Raw genomic sequence first — 16,658 nt, 5'->3', positions numbered from 1 at the left:
GGTTGCCCGATCTCCTGCCGAATAACGGCCGAAGTGGCTGCAATTTTTTATCTTGACGGAGGCAACATGGAATTCCAGATGCTGGAAACCGAAACGAACGGCACCATCATCAAGGTGATCGGAGTAGGTGGCGCTGGCGGCAATGCCGTTCAGCACATGATCAACAAAGGCGTGCAAGGCGTCGACTTCATCGTGATGAACACGGACGCGCAGGCTCTGTCGCGTTCGCGCGCTTCCGCGGTGATCCAGCTCGGCAACACGGGTCTGGGCGCCGGCGCCAAGCCGGAAATGGGCCGCGCCGCAGCAGAAGAAGCACGTGAGCGCATCGCCGACGCACTGCGCGGCGCGCACATGGTGTTCATCACCGCAGGCATGGGTGGCGGCACGGGCACGGGCGCAGCACCGGTGGTCGCGCAGATCGCCAAGGAAATGGGTATCTTGACTGTTGGCGTGGTCAGCAAGCCGTTCGAATTCGAAGGCGGCAAGCGCATGCGTGTAGCAGAAGCCGGATCGCAGCAACTGGAGGATCACGTCGACTCGCTGATCGTCGTTCTGAACGACAAGCTGTTCGAGGTGATGGGCGATGACGCCGAGATGGACAAGTGCTTCCAGTGCGCAGACGACGTTCTCAACAACGCAGTTGCCGGCATCGCGGAAATCATCAACGTCGACGGTCTGGTGAACGTCGACTTCGAAGACGTGAAGACGGTGATGGGCGAGCAGGGCAAGGCGATGATGGGCACGGCGACGGTTGCGGGCGTCGATCGCGCGCGTCTGGCCGCCGAGCAGGCTGTGGCCAGCCCGCTGCTGGAAGGGGTGGATCTGTCGGGCGCGCGCGGCGTGCTGGTCAACATCACGTCGAGCCGTTCGCTGCGTCTGTCGGAAACGCGCGAAGTGATGAACACCATCAAGAGCTACGCAGCAGAAGACGCAACCGTGATCTTCGGCGCGGTGTACGACGATGCAATGGGCGACGCGCTGCGCGTGACGGTCGTGGCAACGGGTCTGGGCCGTGCGGCGAAGAAGCAGCAATCGGCACCGATGACGCTGCTGCGCACCGGCACGGACAATCAGCCGATCAGCGCGCACGCTGCTTACGCACCGTCGCAGTCGCACGCGAGCACGGCTGATTATGGCGCGCTGGATACGCCGGCTGTGTGGCGCACGTCGCGCGATACGGCGGCTTCGCACGTGCAGGCGCTGCAGGAAAAGGGCGTCGATACGTACGACATTCCGGCGTTCTTGCGCAAGCAGGCGGACTGAGCGCACGAGCAGGCTTTCGTTGCCGTGCTGCGGGTTGTACAGCAGCGCAGCGCTGGCTGACGAATGCACGAGCGTGGCGGGTGAACGGCGAACACGCCGCGTATCGTCTGATTCGCGGCAGGGAACAGTGCCCTCTTCGGATTCGCGAAGCGGATAGGGCGACTGTCGCCGGATGGCGGAGCCTGTAGTTAGGCGGACGCTGAAATTCACTGCGACACGACAGCGTGCGAGCGTGCTTCGCATCGATGCAAAGGACTGAGCATGATTCAAGTAGGCGAAAAGCTGCCCGACGCGACGCTCTTCGAGTTTGTCGAAGACGCGCGGGAGGGTTGCACGCTGGGGCCCAACAGCTTCGACGTGCGCAAGCAGACGGCGGGTAAGCGCGTGGTGATCTTCGGGTTGCCGGGTGCGTTCACGCCGACCTGTTCAGCCAAACATGTACCGGGTTACGTCGAACACGCCGAGCAGTTGCGCGCGCTCGGCATCGACGAGATCTGGTGCGTGTCCGTCAACGACGCGTTCGTAATGGGCGCGTGGGGACGCGATCAGCACGCCTCGGGCAAGGTGCGCATGATGGCGGATGGCAGTGCGGCTTTCACGCGGGCGCTCGGTCTCGAGCAGGATTTGTCGGCGCGCGGCATGGGAATCCGTTCCCAGCGCTACGCGATGGTTGTCGACGACGGCGTGGTCAAGACGTTGAACGTCGAGGCTGCCGGCAAATTCGAAGTCAGCGATGCAGGGAGTATCCTCGCTACGTTGAGCTAGTTACGGTTGCGTTTTGTGCCAACGTCCAGAGCCCGCGCGGGTAGCGCGTTGTATCAGGGCAACGGCGCATAAGACGCTTTTGTGACGGGCCGTTACTCGGGCCGATGACCGGAAACGCCTCCGTTCCGGACATCGGCCCGTCACGCTTTCCCTGATGGGCGCCCTTCGGGTAATGGAGCGAAACAGATTGATACGTTCCGTGCAACGACGCTCCTTAGGGTTATGGAGTATACTTCGCGCTATGGAATAAAAAGTCCCGATTGGGATTTTCAATCGAATAGAAGATCACCATGTTGAAGCAGCGCACTATCAAATCCATCGTCAAGACAGTCGGCATCGGTCTGCACTCCGGCCGCAAGGTCGAACTGACGCTCCGCCCGGCGGCGGCGAACACCGGCATTGTGTTTTCGCGGGTGGACTTGCCCACGCCGGTGGATATTCCCGCGTCGGCCATGGCGATTGGCGATACACGTCTGGCTTCCGTGCTGCAGAAAGACGGCGCGCGCGTGTCGACCATCGAGCATTTGATGTCCGCATGCGCAGGCCTCGGCATTGACAACCTTTATATCGACGTCACGGCTGAAGAAATTCCGATCATGGACGGTAGCGCGGGTTCGTTCGTGTTTCTGATCCAGTCGGCCGGTATTGAAGAACAGAACGCGCCGAAAAAATTCATCAAGGTTACCAAGCCGGTCGAAATTCGCGACGGCGATAAATTCGCGCGCCTCGATCCGTATTTCGGTTTCAAGCTCAAATTCACCATCGATTTCCGTCACCCGGCTGTGGATAAAACCGGCCAGGCGTTGGAAGTGGATTTTGCCAATACGTCGTATGTGCGGGAAATCGCTCGTGCGCGTACGTTCGGCTTTGCGCATGAAGTGGAAATGATGCGCGAACTCGGTTTGGCGCGCGGTGGCAGCATGGATAACGCCATCGTGCTGGATGAATACCGCATTCTGAACAACGACGGCCTGCGTTACGACGACGAGTTCGTAAAGCACAAGATGCTCGACGCGATCGGCGATCTGTACGTGGTCGGCCATCCGTTGCTGGCCTCGTACACGGCGTACAAATCGGGCCACGGCCTGAACAACGCGCTGCTGCGCGAGCTGCTGGCGCACGAGGATTCATACGAAATCGTCACGTTCGACGACACGCAGAAAGCACCGCGCGGCTTTGCGTACGAAACGCAGACGGCGTTTGCGTAATTTGCGTAGCGGTTTCGGATGAAATTTCCGAAGCGAATGGATGAAAAATAAGCGGCCCATCTGGGCCGCTTATTTTTTGTTCAGCGATTTCGCCGATGCCGTGCTGCCATTTTCGCCAAAGCTTCTTGCAGCGGCGAGGGTGCGAGCGACTCGGAGAGCGCGTGTAGCGCGTCCGCGCCGGCCGGCGTCATGCGCGCCTGCTTGACTGGCGGCGGCTCCTTCAAGGGCTGCGGCCGCACGCGAATCCTCAGCGCGTTGACCGGCCAGCCGCGCTGCTGCAAATCCGACAGCAACCGCGGCTCAATCTGGCGCAGGCGGGCAGCCAGCGCATTGTGCGCGGCAAACAGGGCCAGCACGCCTTCCTTGATGAAGCTGGGCTCCACGCTGGTTGCCAGATAATCCGGCAGCAGCTCGCGCAGATCCTTTTCCAGCGCCGCAATCTGCTCGACGCCCGCGCGCAGAGCCACGAACGCATCGGTGCGCTTCAGCACTTCGGCGACGGGCTGCGGGCGGCGCGCCTGGAACTGCTTGGGCGGCGGCCTTGAAAAGGACGGAAAACGGCTCATGTTCGATCGTGACGGCGTGTTCGCACCCAATGTGCGCTCACGCCGCGATTGTACCGCGCGGGATGCACGCGGACTCCCCTCAATGCGTACCGTTGGAGGTCGCTGCGACGGGGTTTCTGTGCCTTCCCAGCGTCGCACTGCTGACACAGGCGCGGGCGGGGGCGCGTGCTAAAATGCGCGATTCGAATTCACTCTTGGACTAAGCCGCCGAGGCCCTTCCGTCCCCGGAGCGCACGTGCATGAACCGCACGCCGCGAACCAGCCGAAGCCGCGACGCAGACACCGATCCGATGACCACCGGTTTTCTACAGAAGATTTTTGGCAGCCGTAACCAGCGGCTAGTCAAGCAATATCAAAAGACCGTCACGGCGATCAATGCGCTCGAGCCGCAGATCGAGCAATTGACGGACGACCAACTGCGCGCCAAAACGGGTGAATTCCGCCAGCGCGTCGCGAGTGGCGAGTCGCTCGACAAGCTCCTGCCGGAGGCTTTCGCGGTGTGCCGCGAGGCCAGCAAGCGGACGCTGAAAATGCGCCACTTCGACGTGCAGCTGATCGGCGGCATGGTCCTGCATTACGGCAAGATCGGCGAAATGCGCACCGGCGAAGGCAAGACGCTCGTCGCCACGCTGCCCGTGTACCTGAATGCACTGTCCGGCCGCGGCGTGCACGTGGTCACGGTCAACGACTACCTCGCACAGCGCGACGCCGAATGGATGGCGCGTCTGTACAACTTCCTCGGTCTGTCGGTCGGCATCAACCTGTCGCAGATGGATCACGGCGCGAAGCAGCAAGCGTACGCGGCCGACATCACTTACGGCACCAACAACGAATTCGGCTTCGACTACCTGCGCGACAACATGGTCTACGAGACCGATGCGCGCGTGCAGCGAGCCCTGAATTTCGCGGTGGTCGACGAGGTCGACTCGATCCTGATCGACGAAGCCCGCACGCCGCTGATCATCTCCGGCCAGGCCGAAGATCACACCGAACTCTATGTGCGCATGAATGCGCTGCCGCCGCTGCTCGAACGCCAGATCGGCGAAGAGAAAGCGGATGGCACCGGAGTCGAAAAGCCGGGCGACTACACGCTGGACGAGAAAGGCCGCCAGGTCTTCCTGACGGAATCGGGCCACGAAAAGGCCGAGCGTCTGCTCGCCGAATGGGGCCTGATCGGCGAGGGCGAGAGCCTGTACGCGCCGCAGAACATCACGCTGATGCATCACGTGTACGCCGCACTGCGCGCGCATACGCTGTTCTTCAAGGATCAGCACTACGTCGTGCAGAACGGCGAAGTTGTGATCGTCGACGAATTCACCGGCCGTCTGATGTCGGGCCGCCGCTGGTCGGACGGCTTGCACCAGGCTGTCGAGGCGAAGGAACACGTCAAGATCCAGAGCGAAAACCAGACGCTCGCGTCGATCACGTTCCAGAACTACTTCCGCATGTACGCGAAGCTGTCCGGCATGACCGGCACGGCCGACACCGAAGCGTACGAGTTCAACGAGATCTACGGTCTCGAAACGGTCGTGATCCCGACCAACCGTCCGCCGAAGCGGATCGACAAGCAGGATCAGATCTACAAGACCGCCAAGGAACGGTATGACGCGGTGATCCGCGACATCCGCGATTGTCACGAGCGCGGTCAGCCGGTGCTGGTCGGCACGACGTCGATCGAAAACTCCGAGCTGCTGTCGCATCTGCTGAAGCAGGCCGGGTTGCCGCACGAAGTGCTGAACGCCAAGCAGCACGCGCGCGAAGCCGAGATCGTCGCCGAAGCGGGCCGTCCGAAGCGCGTCACGATCGCCACGAACATGGCCGGTCGCGGTACCGACATCGTGCTCGGCGGCAACGCCGAAAAGCAGGCGTCGTTCATCGAGCAGGACGAAACGCTTTCTGACGCAGACAAGCAAAGCCGCATTCAGAAGCTGCACGACGAATGGCAGGCGCTGCACGACCAGGTGAAGGCCGCGGGCGGTCTGCACATCATCGGTACCGAACGTCACGAATCGCGCCGGATCGACAACCAGTTGCGCGGCCGCGCCGGCCGTCAGGGCGACCCGGGTTCGTCGCGCTTCTATCTGTCGCTGGAAGATCCGCTGCTGCGCATTTTCGCGGGCGATCGCGTGCGCGCGATCATGGACCGCCTGAAGATGCCGGAAGGCGAGGCGATCGAGGCGGGCATCGTGTCGCGTTCGATCGAATCGGCGCAGCGCAAGGTTGAGGCGCGCAACTTCGACGTTCGCAAGCAATTGCTCGAATACGACGATGTGTCGAACGATCAGCGCAAGGTGATCTACCAGCAGCGCAATGAATTGCTCGAAGCGAACGACATCACCGAAACCATCGGCGCCATGCGTCATGGCGTGATCGCCGATATCGTTCATCAGTTCGTGCCGGCCGGCAGCATCGAGGAGCAGTGGGACGTGCCCGAGCTGGAGGAAGTGCTGCGCAACGAATGGCAGCTCGACCTCGCGATCCAGGAAATGATCAACGAGTCGAACTCGATCAACGCGGACGAGATTCTCGAAGCCGTCGAAGCCGCCGCGGACGAAGCGTACGAATCGAAGGTCGAGCAGGTCGGCCGCGAATCGTTCAGCGCGTTCGAACGCTCGATCATGCTGCAAACGCTCGACCGCAGCTGGCGCGAACATCTGGCCGCGCTCGATCATTTGCGTCAGGGTATCCATCTGCGCGGTTATGCGCAGAAGAATCCGAAGCAGGAATACAAGCGTGAGGCGTTCGAACTGTTCGCTGCGATGCTCGACGCCGTGAAGCTCGAAGTCACCCGTGTGGTGATGAACGTGCAGATCCAGTCGCCGGAACAGCTGGAACAGGCCGCCGAGCAATACGAAGAACAGGGCAGCCACCTCGAAAACGTCGAGTTCCGTCACGCCGAATTTGCTGAAGCGGGAGCCGCAGCGCCTGCCGCTGCGGAAGCGGCCACCGCTGCGATGATCGGCGACGCGATGAGCCATGGCTCGTCGCACGCCATTGCGTCGGACGTGAGCGCGGACAACGTGCCGAAGGTCGGCCGCAACGACCCGTGCCCGTGCGGCAGCGGCAAGAAGTACAAGCAGTGTCACGGCAAGATTGCATAATGCCGAAGGCGGCGCGCTTTAAGCGCGCCGTTTCGTTTTACACGATGTTTTGCTGATGAATTCGCGGTGGTTCGGCTACAGGCTCGAGCCATCAGTTACCGATCCCTCGATGCCGGCGCCACGCCGGCATTTTCTTCGACAGGTCGCGACCATGGCTGTCAATTTCCCCTCGATCGATCCCGCTCAACTTCACCCCGTCGCCGGCGTCACGCTGGGCTGGGCGGAGGCGAATATCCGCAAGCCGAACCGCAAGGACGTGCTGGTCATTTCCGTTGGCGAAGGCGCGACGGTTGGCGGCGTGTTTACGCAGAACCGCTTTTGCGCGGCTCCCGTCACGGTGTGCCGTGAGAATCTGGAGCGCGTGCGCGCGGGTGGCAAGCCGATTCGTGCGCTGGTGATCAACACCGGCAACGCAAATGCAGGCACGGGCGAACCGGGCCTCGTGGCTGCGCGCGAAACCTGTGCCGAACTCGCGCGCCTCGCCGACATTACGTCGGAACAGGTTCTGCCGTTTTCGACGGGCGTGATTCTGGAACCGCTGCCGGTCGATCGTCTGAAAGCGGGTCTGCCGGCCGCGCTGGCGAATCGCAAGGAAGCCAACTGGTACGACGCCGCCCAGGCGATCATGACCACGGATACCTTGCCGAAAGCCACTTCGCGCCAGGTCACGATCGACGGCCACACGGTCACGCTTACCGGCATCAGCAAGGGCGCCGGCATGATCAAGCCGAACATGGCGACCATGCTCGGCTTCCTCGCGTTCGACGCCGCCGTCGCGCAACCGGTGCTCGACGCGCTGGTCAAGCACGTGGCGGACTGCTCGTTCAACTGCATCACGATCGACGGCGATACGTCGACCAACGATTCGTTCATCCTGATCGCCTCGGGCAAATCGAGCCTGCCGGCGATCACATCCACCGATTCGCCTGCTTATGCAGCGCTGCGCGACGCGGTGACCGACGTCGCCCAGACCCTCGCGCAACTGATTGTGCGCGACGGCGAAGGCGCGACCAAATTCATGACCGTGCAAGTCGAAGGCGGCTCGAGCGTCGGCGAATGCCGCCAGATCGCATATGCGATCGGCCACTCGCCGCTCGTGAAAACGGCCTTCTATGCATCCGATCCGAATCTCGGTCGCATTCTCGCGGCCATCGGCTATGCCGGCGTGGACGATCTCGACGTCGGCAAGATCGATCTGTATCTGGACGACGTGCTGGTCGCCACTGCCGGCGGCCGCAATCCGGCCTACCGTGAGGAAGACGGCCAGCGCGTCATGAAAAAGAGCGAGATCGGCATCCGTGTCGTACTCGGCCGCGGCAATGCGCAAGCCACGATCTGGACTTGCGATCTGTCGCACGACTACGTGAGCATCAACGCCGACTATCGTTCGTAACCAGGTTCACTACGCGGCGCTTCGGTCTCCGCTTTGGCCGCCGCTTTGGCCACTTATCTCACAGCCATGGACAAACTCGAACAGTTTCTGACCCGGGCCGAAGCCGTGCTCGTTCGCCTGGAAGCCATGCTTCCGCCCGCTGCGCCGCAGATCGACTGGTCGGCGGCGGTCGCTTTTCGCTGGCGCAAGCGCCAGGGGCGCGGCTATCTGCAGCCGGTGCCCGCCATTTCGTCGATCACGCTCGGCGACCTGCAAAACATCGATCGTCAGAAAGGCTTGATCGAGCAGAACACCCTTCAGTTCGTGCGCAAGCAGCCGGCCAACAACGTGCTTTTGACGGGCGCGCGCGGCACCGGCAAGTCGTCGCTGATCAAGGCTTGCCTGAACGCCTATGCGAAAGACGGCCTGCGTCTGATCGAAGTGGATAAAGACGATTTGCACGATCTCGGCGACATCGTCGATCTGATCGCGCAACGGCCGGAGCGCTTCGTCGTGTTCTGCGACGACCTGTCGTTCGAGGACGGCGAGTCGGGCTATAAAGCGCTGAAGGTTGCGCTCGACGGCTCGATCGCGGCGCAGTCCGACAACGTGCTGATCTACGCCACGTCGAATCGTCGCCACCTGTTGCCCGAGTACATGAGCGACAACGAGACGTACAAGCACACGGCCGACGGCGAGATTCATCCGGGCGAACTGGTCGAGGAAAAGATCTCGCTGTCCGAGCGCTTCGGTCTGTGGGTCAGCTTCTATCCGTTCAAGCAGGACGACTACCTGTCGATCATCGGCCACTGGCTGCGCTATTTCGGCTGCGACGACGCGGAAGTCGAAGCGGCGCGTGGCGATGCGCTGGTGTGGGCGCTGGAGCGCGGTTCGCGCTCCGGGCGCGTCGCGTGGCAATTCGCTCGCGACTGGTCCGGACGGAAGGCCCCGGCATGAGCGAAGCACACAAGAACGTGACTGACCGTCCTGTGACTGAAGTCGCCGTCGGCGTGCTGATTCAGCCGGACGGACGCTATCTGCTGGCGCAACGCCCGGCGGGCAAGCCGTACGAGGGGTACTGGGAGTTTCCGGGCGGCAAGCTGGAAGCGGGCGAGTCGGTCGAGGCCGCGCTAGCCCGCGAGCTGCACGAGGAACTGGGTATCGACGTCAAGGCGAGTCATCTTTGGCATACGCTCGAACACGATTACCCGCATGCCTACGTGCGGTTATTCTTCTGCAAGGTGACGCAGTGGTCTGGCGAACCGCACGGCCGCGAAGGCCAGGCATTTGTGTGGCAGGCGCTGCCGGCGGATGTCTCGCCACTGTTGCCGGCGACGATTCCCGTGCTGGAATGGCTCGCCGCTGAGAATAACTAGAAAAACGAGCGGCGGATTTAAACGGCGTTGCGTGCGCAGCGTCGTCCCGCGCAACTGCAGCACGCCGCAGCGTGTGTCCGCCGCCTGAAGTACTCAATGCGGGTGGTGGTCCCCACCGGGCGACTCATCCGGCGGCGTTTCTTCCTCGGTGCCGCCTATCTTGTACTTCTCGGCGGCCCAGGCGCCGAGGTCGATCTGCTTGCAGCGATCGGAGCAGAACGGGCGGAAGCGGCTTTCCGGAGTCCAGCGGACATCCTTGCCGCAAGTGGGGCATTTGACGACGGTAGGCATACGGTCAGGCAGTCAATCGGAAACGGAACAAGTGAAGAATATAGGGGCATTTTTCACCGCTTTAAAGGCGCAGCCCCGCGATTCAGTTCTACAGCGCAGGCGTTACAGGCTGCAAAGCGTGAGCTGGAACGGCACGTCGACATCCACGGCGCGCGGACGCAAATCGCCGTCCTGCACCGTGAACCGCACCCAGAGCATGTACTTGTTGGCGCTAGCCTCCGGAATCACCCGCAATTCAGGCGCCACCCGTACCTGCATCAACTGGTATGAACGGCCTGACAGCATCTGCTGATAGCTGCCCTGCATGGCCATGACCTTGGACGCCTGACCCGACTCGCGTGCGAGGCGCAGCACGATTGTTGCCGCATCGCGCAATGGCAGCAGCGGCGTGACCCATTTGGCGATGTCCTGGCGGCGCTGATCAGGATGGATCTGCTGCCAGGCGTAGTACGAAGGCAAATCGAACTTGCAGGTGCCGCCCGGGATGATCGCGCGGCTGCGGATGCTGGCGAGCCACTCGTTGTCAGCCAGATGCTGGCCGGTCTTGCCCTGCATCTGTGAAAGCCCCGACAAGGTCTGCTCGATTTCTCCCAGCACGGCCTCCAGCGCGTTCTGCTCGATACCCGGATTGCCGCGGAACGGCGCCAGCGTTTGCCGCTGGCGTTCGAGCTCTTTCATCAGATCGGACTTCAGGTCCGCCCGACCCGCAACCTCTGAGATTTCGAACAACGTTGTCAGTGCGACGTGATGTTCCCTGGCGTCTTCCTGAGTCAGAAAGAACGTGAAGCGCTCGAACAGATCTTCGAGGCGCAATAGCGTCCGGATTCGCTCGTTGAAGGGATACTCGTAAAGGATCAAGCGGGCTCGCCTCGGGCGTGGTCGGTGACGGGAATGCAGAACATTCTAATGCCGTGAGACTACCCTAGCAATCACGCACTTTTTCGGCGCACCTTCGCAATTTCTTTCACGTGTTTAGAGCGGTTTTCCGCGTGCCTTGCCTGCGTGCGCGCCGTTGGGCGGCCAAACGAATCACGCAGCAAGCCACGCTTCGCGTATGTTCAGGCGCCCGCTAGCGACAGATAGACGCGATGCTGCGCGTCGACGTGGGCCTTGAGCACGTCGAGCGGTGCGTTGTCGTTACCGATGACGTCGTCGGCCGCGGCGAGGCGTGCTTCGCGCGACGCCTGACGGGCGATGATCGCCAGCACCTGTTCACGGCTGAACCCGTTGCGGTTCATGACGCGCGAGATTTGCGTCTCGACGCTGCAATCGACCGTCAGCACACGATTCACGCGCGTCTTCCAGCTACCCGACTCCACCAGCAGCGGTACCACCACGATGACGTACGGCCCGTGCGCCTCACGCTGTTCGCGTTCGGTCTCCGCACGAATCAACGGGTGCGTGATGCCTTCGAGGCGTTTGCGCGCGCCGTCGTCACTGAATACCAGCGTGCGCATGCGGGCGCGGTCTAGCGAGCCGTCTGCCGCTACGAACGAATCGCCGAACTCCGCTGCGATCTGCGGCATTGCAATGCCGTGCGGCGCCGTGATGCGGTGTGCGATCAGGTCTGTGTCGACAAGCGGCACGCCGTGCGCGGCAAACAGGTCGGCCACAGTCGATTTGCCGCTGCCGATGCCGCCGGTCAATCCCACAGCAAACATGATTCAGCCTCCCAACGCCAGACGAAGCGGCGTGCCGAGAAATAGCGTAACAGCACCGCCTGCAGCGAGAAACGGCCCGAACGGCAGCGGCTCTTCGAAGCGCATGCGGCCGCGCCACGTCGCCGTGAGACCGACCGCTGCGCCGGCAACCGCCGCGATCAGCACGATCTGCGGCAGCGCCGCCCAGCCAAGCCATGCGCCGAGTGCCGCCAACAGTTTGAAATCGCCATAACCCATACCTTCGACGCCGCGCACCAGACGAAACAGCCAATGCACGGCCCACAGCACCAGATAGCCGAATATCGCGCCCAGCACGGCATCGTGGAGGCTCGCGAACATGCCGTTGAAGTTCACGATCAAGCCGGCCCACAAAAGCGGCAGCGTCATCGAGTCCGGCAGCAAATGGGTGTCGATGTCGATCGCACTCATCGCGAGCAGCGCCGCGCATAGTCCGAAGGCGGCGAGTGCCATGCCGGTCGGCCCATACAGCGCGAGCGCTCCGGCCGCGAAGCCGGCGCTGGCGATTTCGATCAGCGGGTAGCGCAGGCTGATGCGTGTCTTGCACGCGAAGCACCGGCCGCGCAACAGCAGATAGCTCAGCACCGGCAGGTTCTCCCACGCGTGGAGCACATGGCCGCAGTGAGGGCACGCGCTGCGTGGCACCCACAGGTTGTAGCGGGCGGGCAAGCCGTCGTCTTCGAGCGGTTGTTCGGTGGCCTCGCTGACTTCCTCGCGCCACGCACGCTCCAGCATGATCGGCACCCGATGCACGATCACGTTCAGGAAACTACCGATCACCAGACCGAATATGATCGCGAAAGCAATCTGCAGGCCGTTGGGCAAGCTGCCGAACGCGAGACCGAAGCCGGTTGTGACGTCGCCGGGCAGCAGGCCCGAAAGCAGGCTGGAAGAAGTATCTGACACGAGCGGAAGGGTAGCCGGTATATAAAGGGTGGGATTCGGCTGCGATGCTACACCACGTTGCCGAGTTGAATGATGGGAAGATACATCGCGATCACGAGGCCGCCGACCAGCGCACCCAGCACGATGATGACAAGCGGCTCGCACAGGCTTGAAAGCGTGCCGATCTTTTCATCTACCTGACGATCGGCGAGCGACGCCACGTCGATCAGCATCGTATCGAGCGCTCCGGATTCCTCGGCAACCGCCACGGGCTGCACGACCTCGGGTGGAAAGCAGTGCACCGCGCGCATTGCGGCGGCGAGCCGTTCGCCGCGCCGCAGCCGGGTGGCAATCTCCACGGTGGCGCGGTCGAAGAAAGCGTTGCCGGTGGCGTGAGTCAGTGAATCGAACGCGTCCGCGAGCGGTGTGCCGGCGGTCAGCAAGGTGCCGAGCGCGCGGCTCCAGCGCGCTGCGCACAAGGTGCGCAGCAAAGGACCGGCGACCGGCATTGTCAGTGATAAGCGCGCGAACCGGATGCGCGCCGCTTCGGAACGTCGTAGCAGAAACGTCATAGCCGAGCTCGCTGCGAAGGTCGCGACGATCATAGGAATGCTCCAGCGCGCGGCATTCGCCGACAAAGCCAGCACGAACTGGGTCGGCGCGGGCAGTTTCGCACCGAAGCCGTCGAAGATCTGCTTGAAGGTGGGGACGACCCAAACCAGCAACGCTGCGGTTATCGCAATCGCCAGCAGCAGGATCGCGACCGGATAGGTGAGCGCCGCACGTACCTTGGCACGCTGCGCGGCGGCGCGCTCGCGGTCGTCGGCGATCCGGGCGAGGACGGCCGGTAGCGCGCCGGCTGCTTCGCCCACTTCGACGAGCTGGCAGTACAGCGCGTTGAACTGCGCAGGATATCGCTGCAACGCTGCGGAAAAGCGCAGACCCGCGGTGATGTCGCGCGCCAGCGCACCGACGATCCGCGGCATGCCTTGCCGGCGCGAACCCTGCGCTTGCGCCAGCAGGTCCAGCGAGGGCGCGAGTGGCAAGCCGGCGCGCAGCAGACTGGCGAGCTGTCGCGTGAACACCGTGACGTCGGTTGTGCCAGTTTGAGGGCGCGGCGCCGGCCCGCGTGCCGCGAGCTCGACGATAAACAGCTTTTCGCGCTTGAGTATGGCTCGTGCGGTGCTGATGTCCGGCGCAATGAGGGCGCCGTTTTTTTGCACGCCGTCCATATCGACGCCGCGCCATCTGAAGCGCATCTCGGCCGCTGGCGGCGGGTGAGTCGTCGTGGTGCTCATGCGACCTCGGTGGCGGCCAGCGCTTCAGCAAGGCTCGTCGTGCCGTCGCGCACACGCGCCAAGGCTGCGATGCGCAAGGTGACAACCTGTTCAGATTGCGCGAGCCCAGCCAGCTCATGAGTGCCTGCGCGTGCCACGATAAGCTCACGCATCGCGTCTGAGACAGGCATCACCTGATGAATCCCGACGCGGCCCCGGTAGCCGATGCCATGGCACGCTGCGCATCCCGTGGCGCCGAATGGCAGCCAGCCGTCGAGCTGCTCATCGGCGAAACCCGCTGCTCGCAACGCGGCCGCCGATTGCGGCGCGGGGGCGCGGCACGCCGGGCAGAGCCGCCGCACCAGCCGTTGCGCGGTCACCATCCTTAGTGCGGCGGCCAGGTTGTACGGTTCGACGCCGATGTCGATCAGGCGCGCGACGGCAGCGGGCGCGTCGTTCGTATGCAAGGTGGACAGCACGAGGTGGCCGGTTTGCGCTGCCTTCACGGCGACGTCGGCGGTTTCGTCGTCGCGGATCTCGCCGACCATGATCACATCGGGGTCCTGACGGAGAAATGCACGCAGCGCCACCGCGAATGTCAGGCCAGCCTTTTCGCGCACGCTGACCTGATTGATACCCGCCAACTGAATTTCCGCCGGATCCTCCACCGAGCACAGATTGCGCGCCTCGTCGTTGAGCATGTGCAGGAAACAGTACAGCGACAGCGTCTTGCCGCTACCGGTGGGCCCGGTGACCAGCACGAGGCCGTGCGGCGCGCGGATTGCGGCATCGACTGCTTCACGTTGTTGTGGGTCGAGGCCGAGCGAGTCGAGCGAAAGATCGGTGGGCAACGCGTCGAGCCTGCGCAACACCAGCTTTTCGCCGAACAGCGTAGGCAGCGAGTTGACGCGATAGTCTTCGACGCGGCCGGGCGACGTGGCGATACGCAGCCGGCCATCTTGCGGCACGCGCCGCTCGGCGATATCCATGCGCGCCAGCACTTTCACACGTGTGATGAACGCGTCGCGCAGATGCGCGGGGGGCTGAGGGATTTCATGCAGTACGCCGTCGATGCGCAAACGCATGCGCCAACCATGCTCGGCCGGTTCGACGTGCAGGTCCGATGCATTGCGGCGGGTTGCCTCCTGCAACGTGTCAGTCAGGAGGCGTACGGCCGGCGCGTTGTCGGAATCGGTGAGGCTCGAGTTGAGGTTGGCGCTGGCACTGGCGTCGGCCGCAAAGGCGTTGTGCCTGGATTTGGCTGCGCTTTCGCTGTCGACGGCGATGGGCCGCAGCGACGCCGCGCGTTGAAAAGAATCTTGCATGGGAAACCGGAGATGAACCGCCTGTAGAACACGACGGCTTCATCATCCAGCAAGGCCGCCAGCACCGCCATTCAGCCGATCGGCTAATGGCGCGCGCGGCGCCCATGTGCGATGCTGCGGCGTGCCGGGCTTAGCTGCGCGCAGCCTTGACGGATTTCGCGCCTGCGCGAGTGGGTGGCTTGAACAGTTTGACGGTGCGAATCGCCTGGTCGTCGCTGCGCATCACTTCGAGTTTTACCTCGCCGATCTGCACGCACACATCGCCATCGGGAATGTCTTCGAGTATCTCGAGAATCAGTCCGTTGAGCGTTTTCGGCCCGTCGGTCGGCAGGGTGAGATGTAGCCAGCGGTTCATTTCGCGCAGCGGCATGCTGCCCGCCACGATGCATTCGCCCTTCTCGCTCCAGCCGCCGCGCGAATTGGCGCCGCGCGGAATCGAGGTGGTGAATTCGCCGATCAGCTCTTCGATGATGTCTTCCGGCGTGACCAGTCCCTGCAATTCGCCGTATTCATTGACGACCAGCGCCGTGCGGTGACGGCTCTCCTGGAAGTACTGCAGTTGCTGGAATACCGGCGTGCCGGTCGGCACGAAATACGGTTCGGCCAGCAATTCGCGCAGCGTCTCGCGCTCCAGTTCCTGATTGTGCAGGGCTGCCAGCGTCTTGCGCACGTGCAGCACGCCGAGCACGCGATCTATGTCGCCCTGGTAGACGATCAGCTTGTTGTGATAGCAGGTTTCCAGTTGATGCAGGATCTGCTCGAACGGCGCGTCGAAGTCGAGCGCCTCGATGCGGCGGCGCGGGATCATCACGTCGTCGACGGAAATGTTTTCGAGGTCGAACAGGTTCAGCAGAATGCTGCGGTGCTTGGTCGGCATGAAGCTGCCCGATTCGAGCACAATGGTGCGCAACTCTTCGGTGGAAAGCCGCTGATCGTGCGCGCCCTTGGTGTTGATATGCAGCACTCTCAAGATCGAATTTGCGAACAGATTGACGAACCAGACGAGCGGCTTGCCGACGCGCATCATCGGTGCGATCAGCAGGCTGGCCGGCAGCGCGATCTTTTCGGGGAAGGTCGCACCGACAATTTTCGGCGTGATCTCCGCGAACACGATGATCAGAAACGCGACGATGCCGGTCGCGATGGACAGCACGATGTTATTGCGGCCGAACGTATGCAGCGCGATCGAGGTGGTGAGCACCGGAATGATCGTGTTGAAGAGGTTGTTGCCGATCAGGACCACGCTCAACAGCTGGTCGGTGTGCGCCAGAAGGCCCTGAGTGGTCTTTGCGCCGAGCGCATTCTGGTTGGCAAGGTGTTTCAGGCGATGGCGGTTGATCGCCATCATCGCCGTTTCGGAAATCGAAAAGAAGCTGGAGCAGATAAGCAGCAGAAAGACGGCGCCGATCTGCGCCCATAAGGGAAGTTGTTCCACGCGTAGTGAAGAATAGGGGAGAGGATGGAGAGAATATAGCAGAGGGGGCTGGGCGAGCCGCCGGCGCGAATGGTCTGAGACGTTTAAGGCAGATCGTACGCAACGGCAAGGCATC

At 62.7% G+C, this 16,658-nt stretch carries 15 protein-coding genes; 7 read left to right on the top strand and 8 right to left on the bottom strand.

The window, feature by feature from the left end; all coding sequences use genetic code 11:
* Positions 1-66 precede the first annotated feature (66 nt).
* The 3 genes from ftsZ to lpxC all read left to right on the top strand — a co-directional run bounded on the left by ftsZ (position 67) and on the right by lpxC (position 3,236).
* Complete coding sequence (ftsZ, locus tag DSC91_RS23430) at positions 67-1,263, top strand: cell division protein FtsZ (RefSeq protein WP_054040778.1); 1,197 nt, start codon at positions 67-69, stop codon at positions 1,261-1,263.
* Positions 1,264-1,524: 261 nt separating this feature from the next.
* Positions 1,525-2,028, top strand: a complete 504-nt coding sequence (locus DSC91_RS23425) for a peroxiredoxin (RefSeq protein ID WP_115781090.1) — start codon at positions 1,525-1,527, stop codon at positions 2,026-2,028.
* Between the two features lie 290 nt (positions 2,029-2,318).
* Entirely contained in the window at positions 2,319-3,236 is a 918-nt protein-coding gene (gene lpxC / locus DSC91_RS23420; protein ID WP_115781089.1) for a UDP-3-O-acyl-N-acetylglucosamine deacetylase, read from the top strand.
* 80 nt (positions 3,237-3,316) lie between these two features.
* Here the strand turns inward: lpxC and DSC91_RS23415 are convergent, their stop codons facing one another.
* On the bottom strand, positions 3,317-3,802 hold the full coding sequence (locus tag DSC91_RS23415; protein ID WP_115781088.1) for a DciA family protein: 486 nt from the start codon (positions 3,800-3,802) through the stop codon (positions 3,317-3,319).
* Positions 3,803-4,092: 290 nt separating this feature from the next.
* Here DSC91_RS23415 and secA point away from each other — a divergent pair, with 290 nt between their 5' ends.
* From secA to DSC91_RS23395, 4 genes are all read left to right on the top strand, one after another.
* Complete coding sequence (secA, locus tag DSC91_RS23410; protein ID WP_115783458.1) at positions 4,093-6,903, top strand: preprotein translocase subunit SecA; 2,811 nt, start codon at positions 4,093-4,095, stop codon at positions 6,901-6,903.
* 151 nt (positions 6,904-7,054) lie between these two features.
* Positions 7,055-8,296 carry a bifunctional glutamate N-acetyltransferase/amino-acid acetyltransferase ArgJ gene (gene argJ, locus DSC91_RS23405; RefSeq protein WP_115783456.1) on the top strand — a complete coding sequence of 414 codons (1,242 nt, stop codon included), beginning with the start codon at positions 7,055-7,057 and terminating at the stop codon, positions 8,294-8,296.
* A gap of 66 nt (positions 8,297-8,362) precedes the next feature.
* Positions 8,363-9,232: an ATP-binding protein gene (locus tag DSC91_RS23400; protein WP_115781087.1), complete on the top strand. Its 870-nt coding sequence runs from the start codon at positions 8,363-8,365 to the stop codon at positions 9,230-9,232.
* Positions 9,229-9,651: an NUDIX domain-containing protein gene (locus DSC91_RS23395; protein ID WP_115781086.1), complete on the top strand. Its 423-nt coding sequence runs from the start codon at positions 9,229-9,231 to the stop codon at positions 9,649-9,651. Before DSC91_RS23400 ends, DSC91_RS23395 begins: the two co-directional genes overlap by 4 nt.
* Before the next feature lie 93 nt (positions 9,652-9,744).
* Here DSC91_RS23395 and yacG read toward each other — a convergent pair whose 3' ends face one another.
* The 7 genes from yacG to DSC91_RS23360 form a co-directional block, all read right to left on the bottom strand.
* Positions 9,745-9,942, bottom strand: a complete 198-nt coding sequence (gene yacG / locus DSC91_RS23390; RefSeq protein ID WP_115781085.1) for a DNA gyrase inhibitor YacG — start codon at positions 9,940-9,942, stop codon at positions 9,745-9,747.
* A 102-nt stretch (positions 9,943-10,044) separates the two neighbouring features.
* Positions 10,045-10,800 carry a cell division protein ZapD gene (zapD, locus tag DSC91_RS23385; RefSeq protein ID WP_030100922.1) on the bottom strand — a complete coding sequence of 252 codons (756 nt, stop codon included), beginning with the start codon at positions 10,798-10,800 and terminating at the stop codon, positions 10,045-10,047.
* A gap of 200 nt (positions 10,801-11,000) precedes the next feature.
* Entirely contained in the window at positions 11,001-11,603 is a 603-nt protein-coding gene (coaE, locus tag DSC91_RS23380; protein ID WP_115781084.1) for a dephospho-CoA kinase, read from the bottom strand.
* A gap of 3 nt (positions 11,604-11,606) precedes the next feature.
* Positions 11,607-12,548, bottom strand: coding sequence for a prepilin peptidase (locus DSC91_RS23375; RefSeq protein WP_115783455.1), 942 nt, complete (start codon positions 12,546-12,548; stop codon positions 11,607-11,609).
* A 26-nt stretch (positions 12,549-12,574) separates the two neighbouring features.
* Positions 12,575-13,804, bottom strand: a complete 1,230-nt coding sequence (locus tag DSC91_RS23370; RefSeq protein WP_115781083.1) for a type II secretion system F family protein — start codon at positions 13,802-13,804, stop codon at positions 12,575-12,577.
* Positions 13,801-15,108: a GspE/PulE family protein gene (locus tag DSC91_RS23365; RefSeq protein ID WP_115781082.1), complete on the bottom strand. Its 1,308-nt coding sequence runs from the start codon at positions 15,106-15,108 to the stop codon at positions 13,801-13,803. The genes DSC91_RS23370 and DSC91_RS23365 overlap by 4 nt, the downstream gene beginning before the upstream one ends.
* A 130-nt stretch (positions 15,109-15,238) precedes the next feature.
* Positions 15,239-16,543, bottom strand: coding sequence for an HlyC/CorC family transporter (locus DSC91_RS23360; protein ID WP_115781081.1), 1,305 nt, complete (start codon positions 16,541-16,543; stop codon positions 15,239-15,241).
* Positions 16,544-16,658: the final 115 nt, after the last annotated feature.

Origin of the sequence: Paraburkholderia caffeinilytica, from assembly GCF_003368325.1 — a bacterium.
Taxonomy (GTDB): domain Bacteria; phylum Pseudomonadota; class Gammaproteobacteria; order Burkholderiales; family Burkholderiaceae; genus Paraburkholderia; species Paraburkholderia caffeinilytica.
This window is presented reverse-complemented; position numbering and strand designations above follow the sequence as displayed.